Origin of the sequence: Undibacterium sp. FT79W, assembly GCF_014284215.1 — a bacterium.
GTDB classification, from domain to species: domain Bacteria; phylum Pseudomonadota; class Gammaproteobacteria; order Burkholderiales; family Burkholderiaceae_D; genus Undibacterium; species Undibacterium aquatile.
Map to the genome: position 1 here is coordinate 147253 of NZ_JACOGB010000001.1, position 19327 is coordinate 166579.

The window sequence follows — 19327 nt, forward strand, 5'->3', positions numbered from 1 at the left end:
GCAATGAACGCTGCAATCGCGCATTACTGGGAACAGGCAGATCAGTTCGGGCATGCCATCGCCTATCTTTTACTGCTGATGTCCTTGTTGAGCTGGGCGCTGATTTTTGCCAAAGCCTGGTCTTTCTGGCGTGTGCGTCAAGCAGCGCCGTTCTTGCCGAAATTCTGGCTCGCGCCGACTATGGTCGATGCGCAGAGACTGTTACAACAACGCGACAAAGAGCAGGTGTATCTGTCGCTGGCGGAAGCGGCGATGTCGGCAATGGATGCGGGTCAGCGTGCATCAACATTGAGTGCTGACAGCAGTCTGAATGACGCGCTGACACGTGCTTTGCGCCAGCAGTTACAGGTGACTACAAGTCGTTTGGAAAATGGCTTGACGGTGCTGGCCTCCGTTGGTTCCACCGCGCCGTTTGTTGGCTTGCTTGGGACGGTATGGGGCATTTATCATGCGCTGACGACGATATCGTCCGCAGGTACGATACAGATAGATCAGCTTGCCGGGCCGGTCGGTGAAGCGCTCATCATGACTGCCTTTGGTCTGATCGTCGCCATTCCTTCTGTGCTTGCTTACAATGTTTTTAATCGTTTCAATCGTATGACATTCGCTGAGCTTGATGGCTTCGCGCACGATCTGCATGCGCATTGCAGTCGCGACGGCGATCAGCAACATTCTGAAAAACAGGTGTAAGCATGGCGTTTGGTTCGTTTAATGACAAAGCCGGACGATCACAGATGCACAGCATGGCCGATATCAATGTCACTCCTATGGTGGATGTGATGCTGGTGTTGCTGGTGATTTTCATCATCGCCGCACCACTGATGACGCCGGCAATCAAACTGGATTTACCACAAGCTGCGGCGAAGGCCAGTCAGCAACAGCCAGAATCGCTGCAAATTGCGATTGATGCCGCAGGCATCATTTATCTGCAGGGTGTTGCAACAGATCTGGCAGAGCTGGAACCCCGCTTCCGGCAGGCAGCCTTGCAACAGCCGCAACCCGATCTGCAATTACGCGCCGACAAATCCTCACGTTACGACATGATTGCGCAACTGATGGCGGCGGCGCAGGCGCAGGGGCTGAACAAAATTGCGTTTGTGATGCAACCTGTGACGGAACCGGTCACTGCCAAACCCTGATGCTCACAAGCATTGCTCAATATCACCCCTGAACCAGTTATAATCTAAGGTTCTGAGTCATTTCCGCATCTACTTCTGGTCACGCCATGCAAGAAAAATACACGCCCTCCGACGTCGAGCAATCGGCGCAATCCCATTGGAAAAAAATCGATGCCTATAAGGCGGTAGAAAATAACCCACGTTTCCCTAAAGGCAAGTACTACGCCTGCTCCATGCTGCCTTACCCTTCCGGTAAGCTGCACATGGGCCATGTGCGTAACTACACCATCAACGACATGCTGGCGCGCCAGCTGCGTATGAAGGGTTACAACGTGTTGATGCCTATGGGCTGGGATGCGTTTGGATTGCCAGCCGAAAATGCGGCGATTGCGTATAAAAAATCACCGGCAGAATGGACTTACGCGAATATCGAAGACATGAAGTCGCAGATGGAACCGCTGGGGCTGGCATTCGACTGGTCGCGTGAAGTAGCGACCTGCGATCCCGATTACTACCGCTGGAATCAGTGGCTGTTCCTGAAGATGCTGGAAAAAGGCATCGCCTACAAAAAAACTCAGGTCGTGAACTGGGACCCGATTGATCAGACCGTGCTGGCGAATGAGCAGGTGATTGATGGTCGCGGCTGGCGCTCCGGTGCGCTGGTGGAAAAGCGTGAAATTCCTGGCTACTACTTCGGCATCACCCAATACGCCGAGGAATTGCTGAGCAGTATTGATACGCTTGATGGCTGGCCTGAACAAGTGCGCACCATGCAGCGTAACTGGATAGGCAAGAGCGAAGGCGTGCGCTTTGCATTCAGTCACGAGATCAAAGACGACACAGGCGCATTGGTACAAGACGGCAAAATGTACGTCTTCACGACTCGTCCTGACACCATCATGGGCGTGACGTTCTGCGCCGTGGCTGCGGAGCATCCGCTGGCGACTGTCGCTGCAAAAAATAATGCGAAACTGGCAGCGTTCATCGAAGAATGCAAAGCCGGTGGCACGACCGAAGCCGAAATGGCGACCAAGGAAAAAGAAGGTCTGCCAACGGGCTTATTCGTCACGCATCCATTGACCGGCGAGCAGGTCGAAGTCTGGGTCGGTAATTATGTGCTGATGACTTATGGCGACGGCGCTGTGATGGGCGTACCTGCACATGACGAGCGCGACTTTGCGTTTGCCAAAAAATACGGCATTGCGATCAAACAAGTTGTGACTGTTGAAGGTGAGAGCTTTACCACTGACGCATGGGCTGACTGGTATGGCGACAAACAGAAATGCGTGACAGTCAATTCCGGTAAATACGACGGACTTAGCTATAAGGCAGCGGTAGATGCTGTCGCCGCTGATCTCGCAGCCAAAGGCATCGGTGAGAAAAAAACCACCTGGCGCTTACGCGACTGGGGCATTTCGCGTCAACGTTACTGGGGAACCCCGATTCCTATCATTCATTGTGAATGCTGTGGTGATGTACCCGTGCCTTACGAAGATTTACCGGTGGTATTGCCAACCGAATGTATTCCTGATGGTTCCGGTAATCCGCTGAAAACGCATGCAGCATTCCTGAACGTTCCTTGCCCTAAATGCGGTAAGCCAGCGCAGCGTGAAACTGACACCATGGATACTTTCGTCGATTCCAGCTGGTATTTCATGCGCTATACCTGCCCGGATGCGACGACGATGGTCGATGAACGCAATGATTACTGGATGAGTCCTAAGGGAATGGACCAGTACATCGGCGGTGTTGAGCATGCGGTGTTGCATCTGCTGTACGCCCGTTTCTGGACCAAAGCGATGCGCGATATGGGTCTGGTCAAGATTGACGAGCCATTCAAAAATCTGTTCACGCAAGGCATGTTGCTGAATGAATCGTTCTATCGCGAAGATGCCAGCGGTAAGAAGACCTGGTTCTATCCGAATGAAATCGAAGTGCAGCACGATGACAAAGGCCGTCCGGTATCGGCGAGCCTGAAATCTGACGGTCAGCCAGTGCAAATGGGCGGCATAGAAAAAATGTCGAAATCCAAAAACAACGTGGTTGAGCCAAAAGACATCATCACCCAGTTCGGTGCTGATACGGCGCGTCTGTTCACGATGTTTGCAGGCCCACCGGATCAAAGTGCTGCCTGGAGCAGCAGCGGTGTCGAAGGCGCCTCGCGTTACCTGCGCCGCTTGTGGGCATCGGCATTGAAATTGTCTGCGACGATTGCCACTGGCGCGACAGCACCGGTGAATTACGCGTCGGATGTAAAGGTATTGCGCCGTGAAGTGCATCTGACACTGAAACAAATCGATGCTGATTATGATCGCCTGCAATACAACACTGTGGTCTCCGGTGCGATGAAGTTGCTCAATACGATCGAGTCATTCAAATCGGAAGCCGAAGGTTCGGCAGCCGCATTGCGTGAAGCGTTCAGCGTTTTGTTGCGCGGCCTGTATCCGGTTTGCCCGCACATCACGCATGCGTTGTGGCAAGAACTTGGCTTTGCTGCCGAGCTGGGCGAGCTGATCGATGCGCCATGGCCGCAGGTCGATGAAGCAGCACTGGTGCAGGATGAAATCGAACTGATGGTGCAGGTAAACGGCAAATTGCGCGGCAGCATCAAGGTCAGTAAAGATGCGGATAAAGCCACGATAGAAGCCACCGCACTGGCCAGCGAAAGCGTGCAGCGTTTCATCGAAGGTGCGCCGAAGAAAATTATTGTTGTACCGGGTAAACTGGTCAATATCGTCGCTTAATTTTTGTTACAGGAGTCATCCGCATGCGTTCTGTTTTTTCACGTCAACTGACATGGCTGCTCGCAGTAGCCATACTGGTGAGTTTGTCTGCATGCGGTTTTGCCTTGCGTGGACCGGTCAGCTTTCCATTTAAAAGTATTTATATCGGCCTGTCTGATGGTTCATCGCTGGGTGGCGAATTAAAGCGTCAGATACGCGCGAACGGGCAGACGCAAATCACCGCTGAAGCGAAAGACGCGGAAGTGATACTGGATGTCCTCAGCGAAACCCGCGAAAAGCAGATTCTGTCCTTGAACAGTCAGGGCCGGGTACGTGAATACAATCTGCTGTATAACTTCCGTTTCCGTTTGCGTGATGCGGTCGGTAAAGAATATCTGGAGCCAGTGACGGTGCAACTGAAACGCACGATCACGTTTAATGAAGCGCAGGTATTGGCGAAAGAATCCGAAGAAGCCTTGCTCTATCGCGATATGCAAAGCGATCTGGTGCAGCAGATTATGCGCCGCCTGTCGGTCGTGAAGATGGATCAATAAATGCAGTTGCGCTTTGATGCCCTTGATGGCCATCTGGCGAAAACGCTGGCACCACTGTATGTGATTACCAGCGATGAGCATTTACTCGCGCTGGAAGCCGCGGACAAAGTCCGTCGTGCGGCGAAAGCGCAGGGCTTTTACGAGCGTGAAATTTTAACCGTCGAGCGCAGTTTCAAATGGGGCGCGCTGCTGGCAGCAAATCAGTCGCAGTCGTTGTTTGGCGATAAAAAGCTGATCGATCTGCGGATTCCGACCGGCAAGCCCGGCAAGGATGGCGGACAAGTGCTGCAGGATTATGTGGCAAATCTGTCGCCGGATAATCTGACGCTGATTACTCTGCCCAAGCTCGATTGGGCAACGCAAAAAGCAGCCTGGGTCAGCAGTTTGCAACAAGCGGCGGTGTACATCGATATTCCACTGGTCGAGCGAAATCAGTTGCCGAATTGGATCAGTCAGCGTCTCGCCTTGCAGCAACAGAGCGCAGACCGGCAAAGTCTGGATTTCATCGCCGATCGCGTCGAAGGCAATCTGCTTGCTGCGCATCAGGAAATACAGAAACTCGCTTTGCTGCATCCGGCCGGGAAGCTCAGCTTTGAACAAATCCACGACGCGGTGCTGAATGTCGCCCGTTATGATGTGTTCAAACTCAATGAAGCGATGCTGGCGGGTGACGTCGCCCGCTTATCACGGATGCTGAACGGACTTAAAGGCGAGGGTGAAGCATTGCCGCTGGTGCTGTGGGCGATGGCGGAGGAAATCCGTACTTTGCTGAAACTGAAATCCGGCATGCAACAAGGGCGACCGTTATCTGCCCTGCTGAAAGAATACAGAATTTGGGGACCCAGAGAAAAACTCATGGACCCGGCATTACGCAGAGTCAGTTTGCAGACCTTGCAAACAGCGCTGCAAGAAGCCTCGCAAGTCGATAAGATGGTCAAAGGTTTACGTGCCAAAGCATTTGCCGGCGACGCCTGGGATGCGCTGCTGCAGTTGGGATTAAAAGTCGCGACCGCCGCCTGAACTGCCGTCGCAGCACTGCCGGAAATGCCAAAAATCCCTGAAATTGGGGGAGTATCCTTAAAAACACACCCTAATGTCCTTGTAAATAAAGGGCTTTAAAAAATACACGGGGGAGTATATATAAAGCTCCCAAAATGACATGATGGACATCAAACATTACATGAACGACCTCGGCGCCCGCGCCCGCGCGGCATCGCGTGCGATGGCGAAGGCCGATACGGCGGCAAAAAATCTGGCTTTGAGTCTGATTGCTGCCGCGATCCGGCGCGACGCAGCTGCATTGCGCGCCGCCAACGAACTCGATCTCGCTGCTGCCAAAGCATCAGGCATGGAAGCCGCGATGCTCGATCGCCTGACTTTGTCAGATAAAGCGATTGCGACGATGGCGGAAGGTCTGGAGCAAATCGTCAGCCTGGCCGATCCTATCGGTGAAATTTCGAATATGAAGTATCGCCCGACCGGCATCCAGGTCGGGCAGATGCGCGTGCCACTCGGCGTGATCGGCATCATTTACGAAGCGCGCCCGAATGTGACTGTTGATGCGGCGGGTCTGTGCATCAAGAGCGGCAATGCGACGATACTGCGCGGCGGCTCAGAAGCAATTCACTGTAATCAGGCATTGGCAAAACTGGTGAAAGAAGGGCTGGCGGGTGCCGGTTTGCCTGCCGATGCAGTGCAGATCGTGGAAACCACTGACCGCGCTGCGGTTGGCGAATTGATCACCATGCCGCAGTATGTTGACGTGATCGTGCCGCGTGGCGGCAAGGGCCTGATCGCGCGGCTGATGCAGGAAGCGACCGTGCCGATGATCAAGCATCTCGATGGTATTTGCCACGTCTATATCGACGATAAAGCCGATCTGCAAAAAGCGCTGGACATCGCATTCAACGCCAAATGCCATCGTTACGGTACCTGCAATACGATGGAAACTTTACTGGTCGCTGAAGGAATTGCCGCGCAGGTATTGCCGCCGCTGGCAAAGCTGTATGAGGCCAAACAAGTCGAATTGCGTTGCGACCCAGCCGCGACAGCGATTCTGGCGGGCTACCCTTATCTCGCGCAAGCCACGGAAGAAGACTGGAGCACAGAATATCTGGCACCGGTGCTGGCGGTCAAAGTCGTCGCGGATATCGATGCGGCGATGACGCACATCAATGACTACTCGTCTAAGCATACCGAAGCGATCATCACCGAAGATTACAGCCGCGCGTTGCGTTTCCTGCGTGAGGTGGATTCGGCTTCTGTGATGGTGAATGCATCAACCCGTTTTGCCGATGGTTTTGAATACGGGCTGGGGGCTGAAATCGGCATTTCCAACGACAAGCTGCATGCGCGTGGCCCGGTCGGACTGGAAGGTTTAACGTCGTTAAAATACGTCGTGTTTGGTCACGGCGAAGTTCGTCAATAAATTTTTAAATGCCACTTTGAAATTTTGAAAGCAAATTATGCTCTGGATTAAAGCGCTGCACATTCTGTTTGTCACGTCATGGTTTGCTGGCTTGTTTTACCTGCCGCGCATACTGGTGAATCTGGCGATGGAAACCGATGCCACCAGCACCGGACGTTTATTGCTGATGGCACGCAAGCTGTATCGCTTTTCCACGATGCTGATGGTGCCAGCGGTATTGCTGGGCGGTTATTTGTGGCTGGGTTACGGCATCGGCAAAGGCCCCGGTAATGGCTGGTTGCATGCAAAATTATTGTGTGTGATTTTGCTGATTGGCTATCACCATGCCTGCGGCAGTTTGCTGAAAAAATTTGAAAAAGGTACGAATAAGCGCAGCCATGTCTGGTTCCGCTGGTTTAACGAAGTGCCGGTGATTTTATTGCTGATCGTCGTGATATTAGTTGTCGTCAAGCCTTTCTGATTGGCGACAAAAGGCAGTGCGTTGCTGAAGAAAAATCGCAGCGTGCTACTGTAGTGAGGGGGGAGCCATGCTCACCCTGTATTTCTTGAATTACAACGGATAAAAGGTTCCCCATGACACGTCATTCCTATTTTTGTCCATGCCCGCGCGGCATGGAAATCGCTCTCGCTGAAGAGTTGAACGAAATCGCTGCGATGGATAAAACCATGGCGGTGCATAATCAAGTGCCGGGTGGTGTGCATTGTTCCGGCAGTTTGCAGGACGGCTGGCGCATCAATTTGCATTCCCGTATTGCTTCACGCGTGCTGATGCGTATGGCGCATGCGAGTTACTCGAATGAAAACGATATTTACGATCTGGTGTTAGCGCAGGCGTGGGAAGACTGGTTCGGTTATCACCACACGATACGTGTCGATGTAACGGCAGTGAAATCACCGGTCAAGAGTCTGGAATTCATCACACTGAAAATCAAAGATGCGATTTGCGATCGTTTCCGTGATCAGTTCACACAACGTCCTTCGGTCGATACGAAAACGCCGGACATGCGTATTGTCGGTTTTCTCGATGCGCATAATTTCACGATTTATCTCGATACTTCCGGTGAACCTTTGTTTAAGCGCGGCTGGCGCATGGAAACCGGTGACGCGCCTTTGCGCGAAAATCTGGCCGCAGGTTTGTTGCGGACGGCGGGCTGGAAACCGGGCGTGCCTTTGTTCGATCCTATGTGCGGTTCTGGCACGATATTGATTGAAGCCGCACAAATTCTGGCGGGGATTCCGCCTGGATTAAAACGCGAATTTGGCTTTGAAAAATTTCATCAGTTTGATGCTGATGCGTGGGCTGCTATCAAAGCTGCTGCGAAGCCAAATCCTTTGCCTGCTGAACCGACGATTTTCGGCAGCGATATTTCCGGAGATATGGTCGTCATGACGCGCAATAATCTGAATAAAGCGGGCATCCGTTTTGAAGTGCCGCTGAAACAGATCGAAGCGCAGGAAATCAAGGCGCCGACAACGCAGCCAGGCATATTGCTGACTAATCCACCGTATGGTGAACGTATCGGCGTGCGTGGCGACAGCTCATTGGAAACAGACGATCTGGCAAAAGAATTTTTCAGCGCCTTCAGCACCACCTTGAAACAACGCTTTGCCGGCTGGAGCGTCTTTTTATTCACTGCCGATCTGACTGTGCCGAAGATGCTGCGTTTAAAAGAATCACGCAAAACACCGTTCTTTAATGGCGCCCTGGAATGCCGCTTATTCCGCTTTGATATGGTTGCCGGTTTCAACCGTCGCGAGGAAGCCAAACCAAAATAACAAAGATGAAATCAAAATAATTCATCTGAATAAAACAGCCGGGTCAAGCAGACCTGGCTGTTTTGCTTTAGGCTTTCCTTTTTATTGCGGACTTACGGCAATTTTGTCGCGGCAAGGGAGGGCAGTTAAGGCTGACATATTTATATGATCAGAAGCGATCACCCTGCCGAGCGCGATGTCGCATAAGTCCGGTAGTTGCTATTCATTAATCAGTCAAAATACGATGGAGACGGAGCGATGTCATCAGAACAAACTGCAAAATCATTAGGCTTAAAAGACGCATCGTTGTTGCGTGACGCTGCATATATCAATGGCGCGTGGGTGCAGGCGCAAACGAAATTTGATGTGGTGAATCCATCAACCCAGGCTGTGCTGGCGACCGTACCTAATTTAGCCGAATCAGATGCGCATGCCGCTATTGCTGCCGCGCAAGCTGCTTTTCCGCTGTGGGCGGCGAAAACAGGAAAAGAGCGTGCCAATATCATGCGTCGCTGGTTTGATCTGATTATCAGCCATGCCGATGATCTGGCAGCGATCATGACTGCCGAACAAGGAAAACCGCTTGCCGAGGCAAAGGGCGAGGTCATCTACGGCGCCAGTTTCGTTGAATGGTTTGCCGAAGAGGCGAAACGTGTCGCGGGCGACGTGATGGCCTCGACCTGGAGCGATAAGCGCATGGTCGTGTTGCGGCAACCGATTGGTGTGTGTGCCGCAATCACGCCCTGGAATTTCCCGATTGCGATGATTACCCGCAAGGTTGCTCCGGCTGTAGCCGCTGGCTGTTCGATTGTCATCAAGCCAGCTGAGCAGACGCCTTTGTCGGCGCTGGCGATTGCCGAACTGGCACACCGCGCAGGTATTCCTTCCGGGATCATTAATATTATTACTGCCGATGCGGAGCAGTCTATTACTGTCGGTAAAGTTTTATGCGATAGCTCTGTCGTCCGGCATTTGTCGTTTACCGGTTCGACGCCGGTGGGCCGTATTCTGATGCGTCAGTCCGCCCCGACGGTCAAGAAGCTGGCGTTGGAACTGGGCGGTCATGCACCGTTTATCGTATTCGAGGATGCTGACATTGATGCGGCTGTCGAAGGCGCCTTGTTATCCAAGTTCCGCAACTCGGGCCAGACCTGCGTTTGTACCAATCGCTTTTATGCACACGCATCGGTCTACGATGAATTCGTCAGTAAATTAGCTGCCGGGGCAAAAAAAATCAGAGTCGGTGATGGTTTCGATGCCGGTGTTAATCAGGGCCCCATGATCGATGCGCAAGCGGTGGCGAAAGTAGAAGAGCATGTTGCGGACGCGATGGAACAGGGTGCCCGCTTGCTCGCCGGTGGCAAGCCACATAGTGCTGGGGAATTATTCTATGAACCAACGGTGCTGGCAGATGTCACAGCATCCATGCTGGTGATGAATGAGGAAACCTTCGGACCGGTCGCTGCAGTAGTGAAATTCACTACTGAAGAGGAAGTCATCGCGGCCGCAAATAATACCGACTTCGGATTGGCCTCGTATTTCTATTCACGCGATATCGGCCGCGTCTGGCGCGTCGCCGAAAAGCTGGAATACGGCATGGTGGGGATTAATACAGGCTTAATTTCCAATGAGGTCGCGCCGTTTGGCGGCGTCAAGCAATCCGGACTCGGACGTGAAGGTTCCAAATACGGGATGGACGAATATCTGGAAATGAAATACCTCTGTATGGGTGGAATTTAATTCTGATGTGTCTCGCATTAGCAACAAAAAGGCGAAATATTTCGCCTTTTTTCTTTTTTTTTTGTAACAGCATTTTATTTATTTTTTTGAATGATTGGGCAACAAATGCACTCCCGCCAACAGCTCAGCAATGCCGGACTTGCCACTTTATTAGCTGCACTGGCGATGTTGGGACCATTTTCTATTGATACTTATTTACCAGCTTTCCCAAATATACAGAGCAGCCTGGTGGCAACTTCACTGGAAGTCCAGCAGACGCTCACCGCTTATATGTTGTCGTTTGCGTTTATGACTTTATGGCATGGCGCGCTGTCGGATGCGTTTGGGCGGCGTAACGTCATTCTGGCTGCCTTAGCGATTTTTGCCGTCGCCAGTTTTGGTTGCGCGTCGGTACACAGCATTCATTACCTGTGGGGATTTCGTATTCTGCAAGGCGTCTCGGCCGGTGCCGGGATGGTGGTCGGACGGGCAATGATCCGTGATCTTTATGCCGGTGCTCCGGCAGAACGCTTGTTGTCGATGGTGACAATGATCTTCTCGATAGCCCCTGCAATTGCGCCGATACTCGGCGGCTGGATTGTGGGCTTTATGAGCTGGCGCGCAATTTTTTTATTGCTTTTTTTGTACACAATTGCGTTATGGTTAGCCTGCTTTAAGTTCTTGCCTGAATCTTTACCGAAAGATAAACGGCAGGAATTCAGTATGGAATTTCTATGGCTTAGTTACCGAAAAGTATTTAAGTCTCCGTTATTCCATCTAAAAGCCGGTACTGTTGCCTTTAATTTTGCTGGCATGTTTTTATATGTTTCTGCCGCCCCGGTGTTTATTACTCAGCATCTGAAGCTTGCTGCCGATCAGTTCGGCTGGCAATTTGTTCCCTCTGTCGCCGGCATTTTTTTAGGTGCTCTTGCGGCAAACAGACTGGCTGGCAAACTCTCTGTATGGAAGCAGGTGAGTATCGGTTTCTGCTTCCTTATCGGAGCGTCTGTTTTTAACGTGACATTTCATTTTTTCTCCGCGCCAGTGCTGCTCTGGTCGGTAACTCCGTTGTTTTTTTACACGTTTGGCATGTCACTGGTTGCACCAGGCGCGACCTTGCTGGTTCTGGACTTGTTTCCTACAATCAGAGGTATCGTTGCGTCCTGCCAGTCGGCAACGTTGACTTTACTTGGGGCAGTAATTGCTGGTGTTGTCGCGCCGGCGTTAGATCATTCGGCTCTCTCGTTAGCCCTTGGCCAGCTGGCTTGTGCATTGATTGCGGCAGCGCTCTGGTACAGCGGTCGTGCCTACTGGCGGTCGAAAACGGCGCAGAAACAAAATGCATGGGAAACCGTCGGATAAATATGTTTTTTTCTATCTATTGAAAAATACGGGATATCCCTTATCTGACTGGTGCTGTGCAGCAAAGGTAAAAAATGCCTATAATGCGAGCCTGGACATCGCTGACTTTGTTAAATACCTGATTAATTTTTTCAAAATTGGCTATGTCTTTATATTGCAACGCTCTGTAAGTCCTTGTTTATTAAGTAGTCTGATTTCATCAAAATGTCATTTTTCGCAGGTATCGTGACATTTGTCATTGGATCAATTATTGGTTCAAGGCTGTAAATTGACCTGCAATTCAGTTTTTTGCCGCGTTTTGTTTGTGGTGCAGCAAAAATTTAACATTCATTTTTGGATACTAGACAATGAAAAAATCATTCCTCGCACTTGCTCTGATGAGTGCATTCTCTGGCGCAGCTTTCGCGCAATCTTCCGTAACTATCTACGGTATCGTTGACATGGGCGTGGTTCGTGATGACAACGGTTCTGGCGCAAAAACTTCTTTGGATAGTGGCGTTCAAAACGGTTCACGTCTGGGCTTCAAAGGCGTTGAAGATCTGGGTAGCGGTCTGAAAGCAAACTTCGTTTTGGAAATGGGTTTGAAAACTGATACTGGCGCGTCTGATCAAGGCGGTCTGGCTTTCGGTCGTCAAGCTTATGTTGGTTTGTCCGGTGATTTCGGTTCTGTGAACCTGGGTCGTCAAAAATCTGTAACTTATGACATCGGCGATAACGTTGATCCATTCCACATTGGTCTGGCTGGCGACATCGGTCGTTTGTTCAAAACATCGACACGTACTGACAATGCAATCACTTACTCTACAAACAGCCTGAGTGGTTTTGTAGGTTCTGTGCAATACGGCTTCGGTGAAGTTGCTGGTAATAATTCTGGCAACCGTAAAGTTGGCGTTTCCGGTGTTTACTCTGAAGGTCCAGTGTACGCAGCAATCGCTTACGAAAAACTGAACGATGCAGCTGGTAATGATGCAAATGCTGGTAAGAAAACATTCGTTGGTGGCACTTATGACTTCACAGTTGTAAAAGCTCACGCTGCATACGAAACTATCAAAGGCGGCACTAACGATGAACGCATTTGGATGATCGGCGCGACTGTACCGTTTGGTCCAGGTGCATTTGTAGCTGACTTCACACAAGCTAAAAACAAAGCAGTTGCTAACGCAGATGGCAAACAATTCGCTATCGGTTACACATACGATTTGTCTAAACGTACAGACATCTACACATCGTTCTCTCGTACAACTAACGACAACAACGGTAAATACAATGTAGCTGCTGCTGGTCAGACAGACAAATTGCTGAACGTTGGTATTCGTCACAAGTTCTAATTGAATTCGGGCTTACACCCGAATTAATTTAGAAAATTCAAAAAGGAGTCGTCGTCAGACGACTCCTTTTTTTATCGAATTTGGAACCGTATATTCTCTGTCAGTGAGAGCACTGCTTTGTTACAATGTCTGCCAGTTCAAGCCAATTGGATATTAACCATGAAAAAAATGTCGAAAATCCTGTCAGGAGTTCTTTCTGGCCTCTTCTTGTTGAGTTTCGCAGGAGTAGTATTGGCTCAGACGCAAAAGCCCGACCAGGCGCCACCTAAGCTGGATAAATTGGAAGACGGCGCAGCAGATCCTTCATTATCTGTAGGCAAACCTGAACCAAAGAATAAAGTAACTGAGAAACGCAATAATGCTGGCAAAGTCACTGAAGTTCAGGTGAAGTCGGGCAAAAGTAATTACACCTTAAAAGCGGATCCTGAAGTCGGTAATGCTCCCAAAGGTACCGTTCAGGGAAATGCAAACCGGGCGCCGCAGTGGACTATTCTCGAATTCGGCGGAAAAAAAGAAAGCAAAGAAATCGAGCAGCCGCCTGTATTGCCACCAGCTCCAGCGCAGGCCGTACCAGCCAGTGCTACAGGTAAGTAAGTTTTCTATTCTATTTTTGCGATATCACAATGGCAGTTTTTACCTCAGTCACACTCGACGACCTCAGTTCCTGGATAAAACAATTCCCATTGGGAAAAGCGCTGGCAATTAAAGGGATTGCATCTGGAATTGAAAATAGTAATTTTTTTATTACGACAGAAACCGGTGAGTATGTTCTGACGATTTTTGAAAATCTGACTTTCGAGCAATTACCGTTTTACCTGAAGTTAATGCGCCATCTTGCAGACAGAGGAGTATTGGTACCTGCACCTGTTGCCAATATCGATGGTGAGCTGGTGACAGCTTTACACGGAAAGCCTGCCTCTATTGTCAGCAAGTTAGAAGGGGCATCGCAGATGCATCCTGAACCCGTGCATTGTGCCGCAGTCGGTGCGATGCTTGCGCTCATGCATCTTGCTGGAAAAGACTTTCCCTTATATCAGGAAAATTTACGTTCTTTGAACTGGTGGCATGAAACCACGCCGAAAGTTCTTCCTTTTCTCTCTGATGAGTTGCGACATCTGTTGTGCGCAGAGGTGCATTATCAGGATGCCTTTGACAGCACGCCAATCTATCGTGCTTTGCCAAGAGGACCTGTGCATGCGGATTTGTTCCGTAATAACGTCATGTTTGACGGCGAAAAGCTGACAGGCTTTTTTGATTTTTATTTTGCGGGCTGCGATGCCTGGATTTTCGATGTTGCCGTGACCGTGAATGATTGGTGCATCGATACTGCAACCGGTGAGTTGGATGTTGCGCGGGTAAGGGCTTTGTTAAATGCTTATCATCTGGTGCGGCCGTTTACTCCTGAAGAGTCTGTTGCCTGGAAGCCGATGTTGCGGGCAGCTGCTCTGCGTTTTTGGCTATCCCGCTTGTATGACTACTACCAACCACGAGATGCAGAAATGCTGACGCCGCATGATCCCTCACACTTTGAACGGATTTTACGTTTGCGCGAGTCTTTGCCTGTCCCCCCTTTAACAAGTGATTTATGAATCCAGTACCAGCTTCGACGGGGTGGGTATGGGTTAAACGTGGTTTTGCCCTGTTTCGCCAGCAACCTGCAGAAATGTTGACACTCTTTTTTGCATATATGTTTTTTAACATGGGAATTAGCTTGGTGCCATTTATCGGCCGCTTTTTGCCTCTGGTGTTAATTCCCGTATTTGCCATGAGCTTTATGCAGGCTTGCCGTCTGATTGAGGATGGTGTGCGGGTGAAACCGACTGTGTTGCTTGTGGGTTTTCGTTCTGAATTCTTTTTACGTTTATTCGCTTTGGGTTGCCTGTACCTGCTGGCCATTTCCGGCGCAGCATTGATCTCGCAACTTTTTGACGATGGCGCCTTATTCGAGTTTATTTCCAGTGAAAAGCCAGTTGATCCTAAGGATTTACCTCAAGGGCGTCTGTTTTTAGGCATGTTGATGGCGGTACTCGCCTTTTTGCCGGCTTTGATGGCTTTCTGGTTTGCCGGGCCGTTAATTATGTGGCGCGGGATGTCAGTACCAAAAGCGCTGTTTTACAGTTTTTTTTCGGTAAAACGTGCCGCAAAGGCGTTTTTGATTTACGCACTTTCCTGGTTCCTCATTTCAGGATTATTGCCAGCCATTTTTGTTGAGATCTTAGCGCTGGTCACAGGCAACACCGGTTTTGTCGTGTTGTTGATGATGCCTGTTCTGGCTTTATTGACGACGATCAGGTATTGCACGTTTTATCCGACATATCTGGATATTTTTGAGCAAGCTGAAGAGCCCGTTCATCCCTGAGTATCGTGCTCAGAAGGTGTCTCAGCATCTTCAATGATTTCATAGCTGTGGGTCATTTGAGCCGTTTTTTCAAGCATGATAGACGCAGAGCAGTATTTTTCATGTGAAAGTTTGATTGCGCGTTCGACCAGATTAGCTTTTAACTGACGTCCACGAACGGTGAAGTGAAAGTTGATTTTGGTAAAAACTTTAGGTTCTGTCTCAGCTCTTTCCGCGCTGAGCTTTACATCGCAGCCACGTATATCTTGTTTACTCTTACGTAAAATTAATACGACATCGTAGGCCGTGCATCCGCCCGTTCCCAATAACACCATTTCCATCGGGCGTGGCGCCAGATTGTGACCACCACCTTCCGGTGCACCATCCATTAAAACTGCATGGCCTGAGCCAGTTTCTGCCAAAAAAGACATGCCAGATAAGCCTGTCCAGCGTACGGTAGCTTCCATTTATTCCTCGTTATGATGTGATCTAAGTCGTTAGAGATTTTACTGCATATGATTCTGGCGAATCGGAGAGCCTGCATCAAATTATTATTTAGTTAAAAATATATTTGCCGATCTGCTTTGGAAATTTATGAAAATTTTGCTTAAAATTTAAACAGTTCTTGCACTAACTCCTTGAAAACCCTATAATTTCCGATTCTCAATTTGCCCGACTGAGAGTTTAACAAGGGAGAGTCTGCCAGATCATAGGCAGAACCACCAAAAAAGGGCGTATTTAACTTTTTAGGATTCAACATGAAAACCTTTTCCGCTAAGGGCCATGAGGTTCAGCGCGACTGGTTCGTGATTGACGCGACAGATAAAGTACTCGGACGTGTTGCCAGCGAAGTGGCACTCCGTTTACGCGGCAAACATAAACCAGAATTTACTCCACACGTAGACACAGGCGATTTTATCGTTGTTGTTAATGCAGGCAAACTGCGCGTGACTGGCACTAAAGCTCTGAACAAAACATACTACCGTCACACTGGTTATCCAGGCGGTATCTATGAAACAAATTTCACGAAAATGCAACAGCGTTTTCCAGGTCGTGCACTCGAGAAAGCAGTTAAAGGCATGTTGCCTAAAGGCCCACTCGGCTATGCAATGATCAAGAAGCTGAAAGTCTATGCAGATGCAACACATCCGCACGCAGCTCAGCAACCACAAGTACTCGACATCTAAGGATTAGCCATGATCGGTAATTACAACTACGGAACTGGCCGTCGCAAGAGCGCAGTTGCTCGCGTATTCCTGAAATCCGGCAGCGGCAAGATCGTTGTCAACGGCAAACCAGCTAACGAGTACTTCTCTCGTGAAACTGGCCTGATGGTCATCCGTCAACCTCTGGAACTGACTAATAATCTCGAGACATTCGATATTATGGTTAACGTTCACGGCGGCGGCGAATCCGGCCAATCCGGTGCAGTTCGTCACGGTATCACTCGCGCGCTGATCGACTACGATGCAACTTTGAAATCTGAATTGTCCAAAGCTGGTTTCGTTACTCGTGATGCCCGCGAAGTTGAACGTAAAAAAGTTGGTCTGCGCAAAGCACGTCGCGCAAAACAATTCTCCAAGCGTTAATTTTTTATCGCTGGCAGGAATTGCTACAAAAAGCCGCCTCTGGGCGGCTTTTTGCTTTTGTGTGCTGATTGCGGATGAGTTCCGTGAAGTGCGTTTTGAGATGAGCGACTGCTGTTAAAATAGCGGAAAATTTCTTGCAAGGAACGTCAATGATTAAAGTTGGAATAGTAGGTGGCACGGGTTACACCGGGGTTGAGTTATTGCGTTTGCTGACAATGCATCCAGCAGTGGAACTGACGGCAATTACTTCGCGTAAAGAGGATGGCTTACCTGTGGCGGACATGTATCCATCACTACGTGGGCGTGTTAACCTGACATTCTCTTCGCCTGATAAAGCAAAGCTGACGGAGTGCGATGTCGTTTTTTTTGCGACACCTCATGGTGTTGCTATGGCGCAAGCGCAGGAATTGTTGATGGCTGGCGTCAAGGTAATTGACCTTGCCGCAGATTTCCGGATGCAAGATGTTGCGCAGTTCGAGAAATGGTATGGCATTCCACACACGTGTCCTGATGTGCTGAGCGAAGCTGTTTATGGTTTGCCTGAGCTGAATCGTGATGCGATCAAAACCGCACGAGTTATTGGTAATCCGGGATGTTATCCAACGACCATGCAATTGGGTTTTTATCCATTATTGAAGACGGGAATTGTCGATGCAACGGATTTGATTGCTGATTGCAAATCCGGAGTGTCAGGTGCCGGACGTAAGGCTGAAATCGGTATTTTGTTTTCCGAGGCGAGCGACACATTCAAGGCTTACGGCGTTTCAGGCCATCGCCATACACCGGAGACAGTAGAACAATTACAGCGTATGACTGAGCAAAAAGTGGGACTGTTATTCACTCCTCACCTTGTTCCGATGGTACGCGGTATGCACTCGACTTTGTATGCTCGCCTGAACACGGATATCAGTAATGACGAATTGCAGGCTTTGTTTGAAAATACCTACAAAGATGAGCCATTCGTTGATGTTATGCCATTTGGTTCTCATCCGGAAACACGTTCTACCCGCGCTTCCAATATGTTGCGTATTGCGTTGCACCGGCCAAATAATGGCAAAACTGTGATCGTTCTTGTCGTGCAGGATAACCTTGTAAAAGGTGCATCCGGGCAGGCTGTGCAGTGTATGAATCTGATGTTTGGATTGGATGAAGTAACAGGATTGCAGCATATTCCTGTTTTGCCGTAATTCATTCATGGCAAAGAAACGACTCTGGCAACGACGCCATCTGGCGTCGAAAATGACCATTACGCATCAACAGCCGTGGCCGCTCCGGCTGGCTATGCTGGCATTGGTCATTGCACTGACGTCTGCTGTCGCATGGTGGACCTATCATCTTGGAAAGAGCTTTGCATTCGGAACAAAGTTTAATCTGAATCAGATGCAGTCACTTGAAACACAGGTAAAAGAGCTGACAGCTGAGCGCGATAAGTTACTACTAGAAGCAAACACGATAGAAAGTAAGCAGAACATTGATCGTTCCATGCAGAAAGAGCTGACGGATCAGATCAAAGCACTGACCGCAGAAAATCAAAAGCTGAAAGATGATCTGGCTTTTTTTGAAGGCGTGATGCCCTCAACGACTGGGAATGATGGTATTACCGTTCAGAATCTGAAGATAGAAATGCTCGCACCCGGCCAATTGCGTTATCGTGCTCTGGTGATGCAAGGCGTTAAAAATGGCAGAGATTTTAATGGTGAATTACAATTTTTATTAGGTTTGGTGCAGGCAGGTAAACCTGCTACGATGTATTTTCCTGATCCCAAATCGGGCGAAGCTGGTAAATTAAAATTATCGTTTAGACATTACCAGCGATTGGAGGGAGTCATTACCCTTCCAGATGGTGCGGTCGCCAAAAATGTCCAGGTAAAAGTGTTAGACCGGGGGCAAGTCCGCGCTCAACAAGCGGTTAATTTATAAACCAGCATCAATTATTTCTGAGTTGGATGATGAAGCTCATGAATATTTTTGATCTATGTCCTGAAAAGGAATTCTTTCATGTTCAGTCGTAAAACCAAAAGCACTATCGATAGCCTTATTGGATCCACTACAAGAATTGAAGGCGATCTGCATTTCAAAGGTGGCTTGCGCATTGATGGACACATTCGTGGGAACGTTATTGCTGATACTGAATCATTGAGCATGCTGGTCATTTCAGAGCAGGCCGTTATTGATGGTGAAGTAAGGGCGGCACACATCGTCGTGAATGGTGTGATTAACGGGCCAGTGTTTTCAACAGAACTGTTAGAGTTGCAGCCTAAGGCAAAAATTTCTGGTGACGTTCACTACAAAACTTTGGAGATGCTCAGTGGTGCTCTGGTATCCGGTAAACTCACGCATGATCTTGCTCAAGAGCCGGCAACTCTGAAACTTGCAGCGTCCAATGCATAGTTCCGGAGTCGGGACTATAATG

At 49.5% G+C, this 19327-nt stretch carries 20 protein-coding genes; 19 read left to right on the top strand and 1 reads right to left on the bottom strand.

Annotated elements, in window-relative coordinates:
- The first annotated feature begins 3 nt into the window (after window positions 1-3).
- The 14 genes from H8K38_RS00640 to H8K38_RS00705 all read left to right on the top strand — a co-directional run bounded on the left by H8K38_RS00640 (window position 4) and on the right by H8K38_RS00705 (window position 15346).
- Window positions 4-690, top strand: a complete 687-nt coding sequence (locus tag H8K38_RS00640; protein ID WP_186882862.1) for a MotA/TolQ/ExbB proton channel family protein — start codon at window positions 4-6, stop codon at window positions 688-690.
- A 2-nt stretch (window positions 691-692) separates the two neighbouring features.
- The gene (locus H8K38_RS00645; RefSeq protein WP_186882863.1) at window positions 693-1139 is read left to right on the top strand and encodes a biopolymer transporter ExbD; all 447 of its coding nucleotides are present in this window, start codon (window positions 693-695) and stop codon (window positions 1137-1139) included.
- Between the two features lie 86 nt (window positions 1140-1225).
- Complete coding sequence (leuS, locus tag H8K38_RS00650) at window positions 1226-3862, top strand: leucine--tRNA ligase (protein WP_186882864.1); 2637 nt, start codon at window positions 1226-1228, stop codon at window positions 3860-3862.
- A gap of 23 nt (window positions 3863-3885) precedes the next feature.
- Entirely contained in the window at window positions 3886-4395 is a 510-nt protein-coding gene (gene lptE / locus H8K38_RS00655; RefSeq protein WP_186882865.1) for an LPS assembly lipoprotein LptE, read from the top strand.
- A complete protein-coding gene (gene holA / locus H8K38_RS00660; protein ID WP_186882866.1) occupies window positions 4396-5415 on the top strand; it encodes a DNA polymerase III subunit delta in 1020 nt (339 codons plus the stop codon). It begins immediately after the preceding gene.
- Between the two features lie 139 nt (window positions 5416-5554).
- The gene (locus H8K38_RS00665; protein ID WP_255422766.1) at window positions 5555-6823 is read left to right on the top strand and encodes a glutamate-5-semialdehyde dehydrogenase; all 1269 of its coding nucleotides are present in this window, start codon (window positions 5555-5557) and stop codon (window positions 6821-6823) included.
- Window positions 6824-6860: 37 nt separating this feature from the next.
- Window positions 6861-7283 carry a CopD family protein gene (locus H8K38_RS00670; RefSeq protein WP_186882867.1) on the top strand — a complete coding sequence of 141 codons (423 nt, stop codon included), beginning with the start codon at window positions 6861-6863 and terminating at the stop codon, window positions 7281-7283.
- Window positions 7284-7396: 113 nt separating this feature from the next.
- Entirely contained in the window at window positions 7397-8599 is a 1203-nt protein-coding gene (locus tag H8K38_RS00675) for a class I SAM-dependent RNA methyltransferase (RefSeq protein WP_223826936.1), read from the top strand.
- 237 nt (window positions 8600-8836) lie between these two features.
- Window positions 8837-10318: an NAD-dependent succinate-semialdehyde dehydrogenase gene (locus tag H8K38_RS00680; RefSeq protein WP_186882868.1), complete on the top strand. Its 1482-nt coding sequence runs from the start codon at window positions 8837-8839 to the stop codon at window positions 10316-10318.
- A gap of 105 nt (window positions 10319-10423) precedes the next feature.
- Complete coding sequence (locus H8K38_RS00685; protein ID WP_186882869.1) at window positions 10424-11659, top strand: multidrug effflux MFS transporter; 1236 nt, start codon at window positions 10424-10426, stop codon at window positions 11657-11659.
- Window positions 11660-12006: 347 nt separating this feature from the next.
- Entirely contained in the window at window positions 12007-12987 is a 981-nt protein-coding gene (locus tag H8K38_RS00690; protein WP_186882870.1) for a porin, read from the top strand.
- A gap of 231 nt (window positions 12988-13218) precedes the next feature.
- A complete protein-coding gene (locus H8K38_RS00695) occupies window positions 13219-13581 on the top strand; it encodes a hypothetical protein (protein WP_186882871.1) in 363 nt (120 codons plus the stop codon).
- 29 nt (window positions 13582-13610) lie between these two features.
- The gene (locus H8K38_RS00700; RefSeq protein ID WP_186882872.1) at window positions 13611-14576 is read left to right on the top strand and encodes a homoserine kinase; all 966 of its coding nucleotides are present in this window, start codon (window positions 13611-13613) and stop codon (window positions 14574-14576) included.
- A complete protein-coding gene (locus H8K38_RS00705) occupies window positions 14573-15346 on the top strand; it encodes a BPSS1780 family membrane protein (protein WP_186882873.1) in 774 nt (257 codons plus the stop codon). The genes H8K38_RS00700 and H8K38_RS00705 overlap by 4 nt, the downstream gene beginning before the upstream one ends.
- Here H8K38_RS00705 and H8K38_RS00710 read toward each other — a convergent pair.
- Entirely contained in the window at window positions 15337-15792 is a 456-nt protein-coding gene (locus tag H8K38_RS00710) for an OsmC family protein (protein ID WP_186882874.1), read from the bottom strand. The genes H8K38_RS00705 and H8K38_RS00710 overlap by 10 nt on opposite strands.
- A gap of 291 nt (window positions 15793-16083) precedes the next feature.
- On the opposite strand from H8K38_RS00710, the gene rplM reads away from it, so the two are divergent.
- The 5 genes from rplM to H8K38_RS00735 all read left to right on the top strand — a co-directional run bounded on the left by rplM (window position 16084) and on the right by H8K38_RS00735 (window position 19305).
- Window positions 16084-16512, top strand: coding sequence for a 50S ribosomal protein L13 (rplM, locus tag H8K38_RS00715; protein WP_186882875.1), 429 nt, complete (start codon window positions 16084-16086; stop codon window positions 16510-16512).
- Window positions 16513-16521: 9 nt separating this feature from the next.
- On the top strand, window positions 16522-16914 hold the full coding sequence (rpsI, locus tag H8K38_RS00720; protein WP_162039944.1) for a 30S ribosomal protein S9: 393 nt from the start codon (window positions 16522-16524) through the stop codon (window positions 16912-16914).
- A 149-nt stretch (window positions 16915-17063) separates the two neighbouring features.
- Window positions 17064-18101: an N-acetyl-gamma-glutamyl-phosphate reductase gene (argC, locus tag H8K38_RS00725; RefSeq protein WP_186882876.1), complete on the top strand. Its 1038-nt coding sequence runs from the start codon at window positions 17064-17066 to the stop codon at window positions 18099-18101.
- Between the two features lie 7 nt (window positions 18102-18108).
- Window positions 18109-18834 carry a DUF6776 family protein gene (locus H8K38_RS00730; protein WP_186882877.1) on the top strand — a complete coding sequence of 242 codons (726 nt, stop codon included), beginning with the start codon at window positions 18109-18111 and terminating at the stop codon, window positions 18832-18834.
- 78 nt (window positions 18835-18912) lie between these two features.
- The gene (locus H8K38_RS00735) at window positions 18913-19305 is read left to right on the top strand and encodes a polymer-forming cytoskeletal protein (RefSeq protein ID WP_186882878.1); all 393 of its coding nucleotides are present in this window, start codon (window positions 18913-18915) and stop codon (window positions 19303-19305) included.
- Window positions 19306-19327 lie beyond the last annotated feature (22 nt).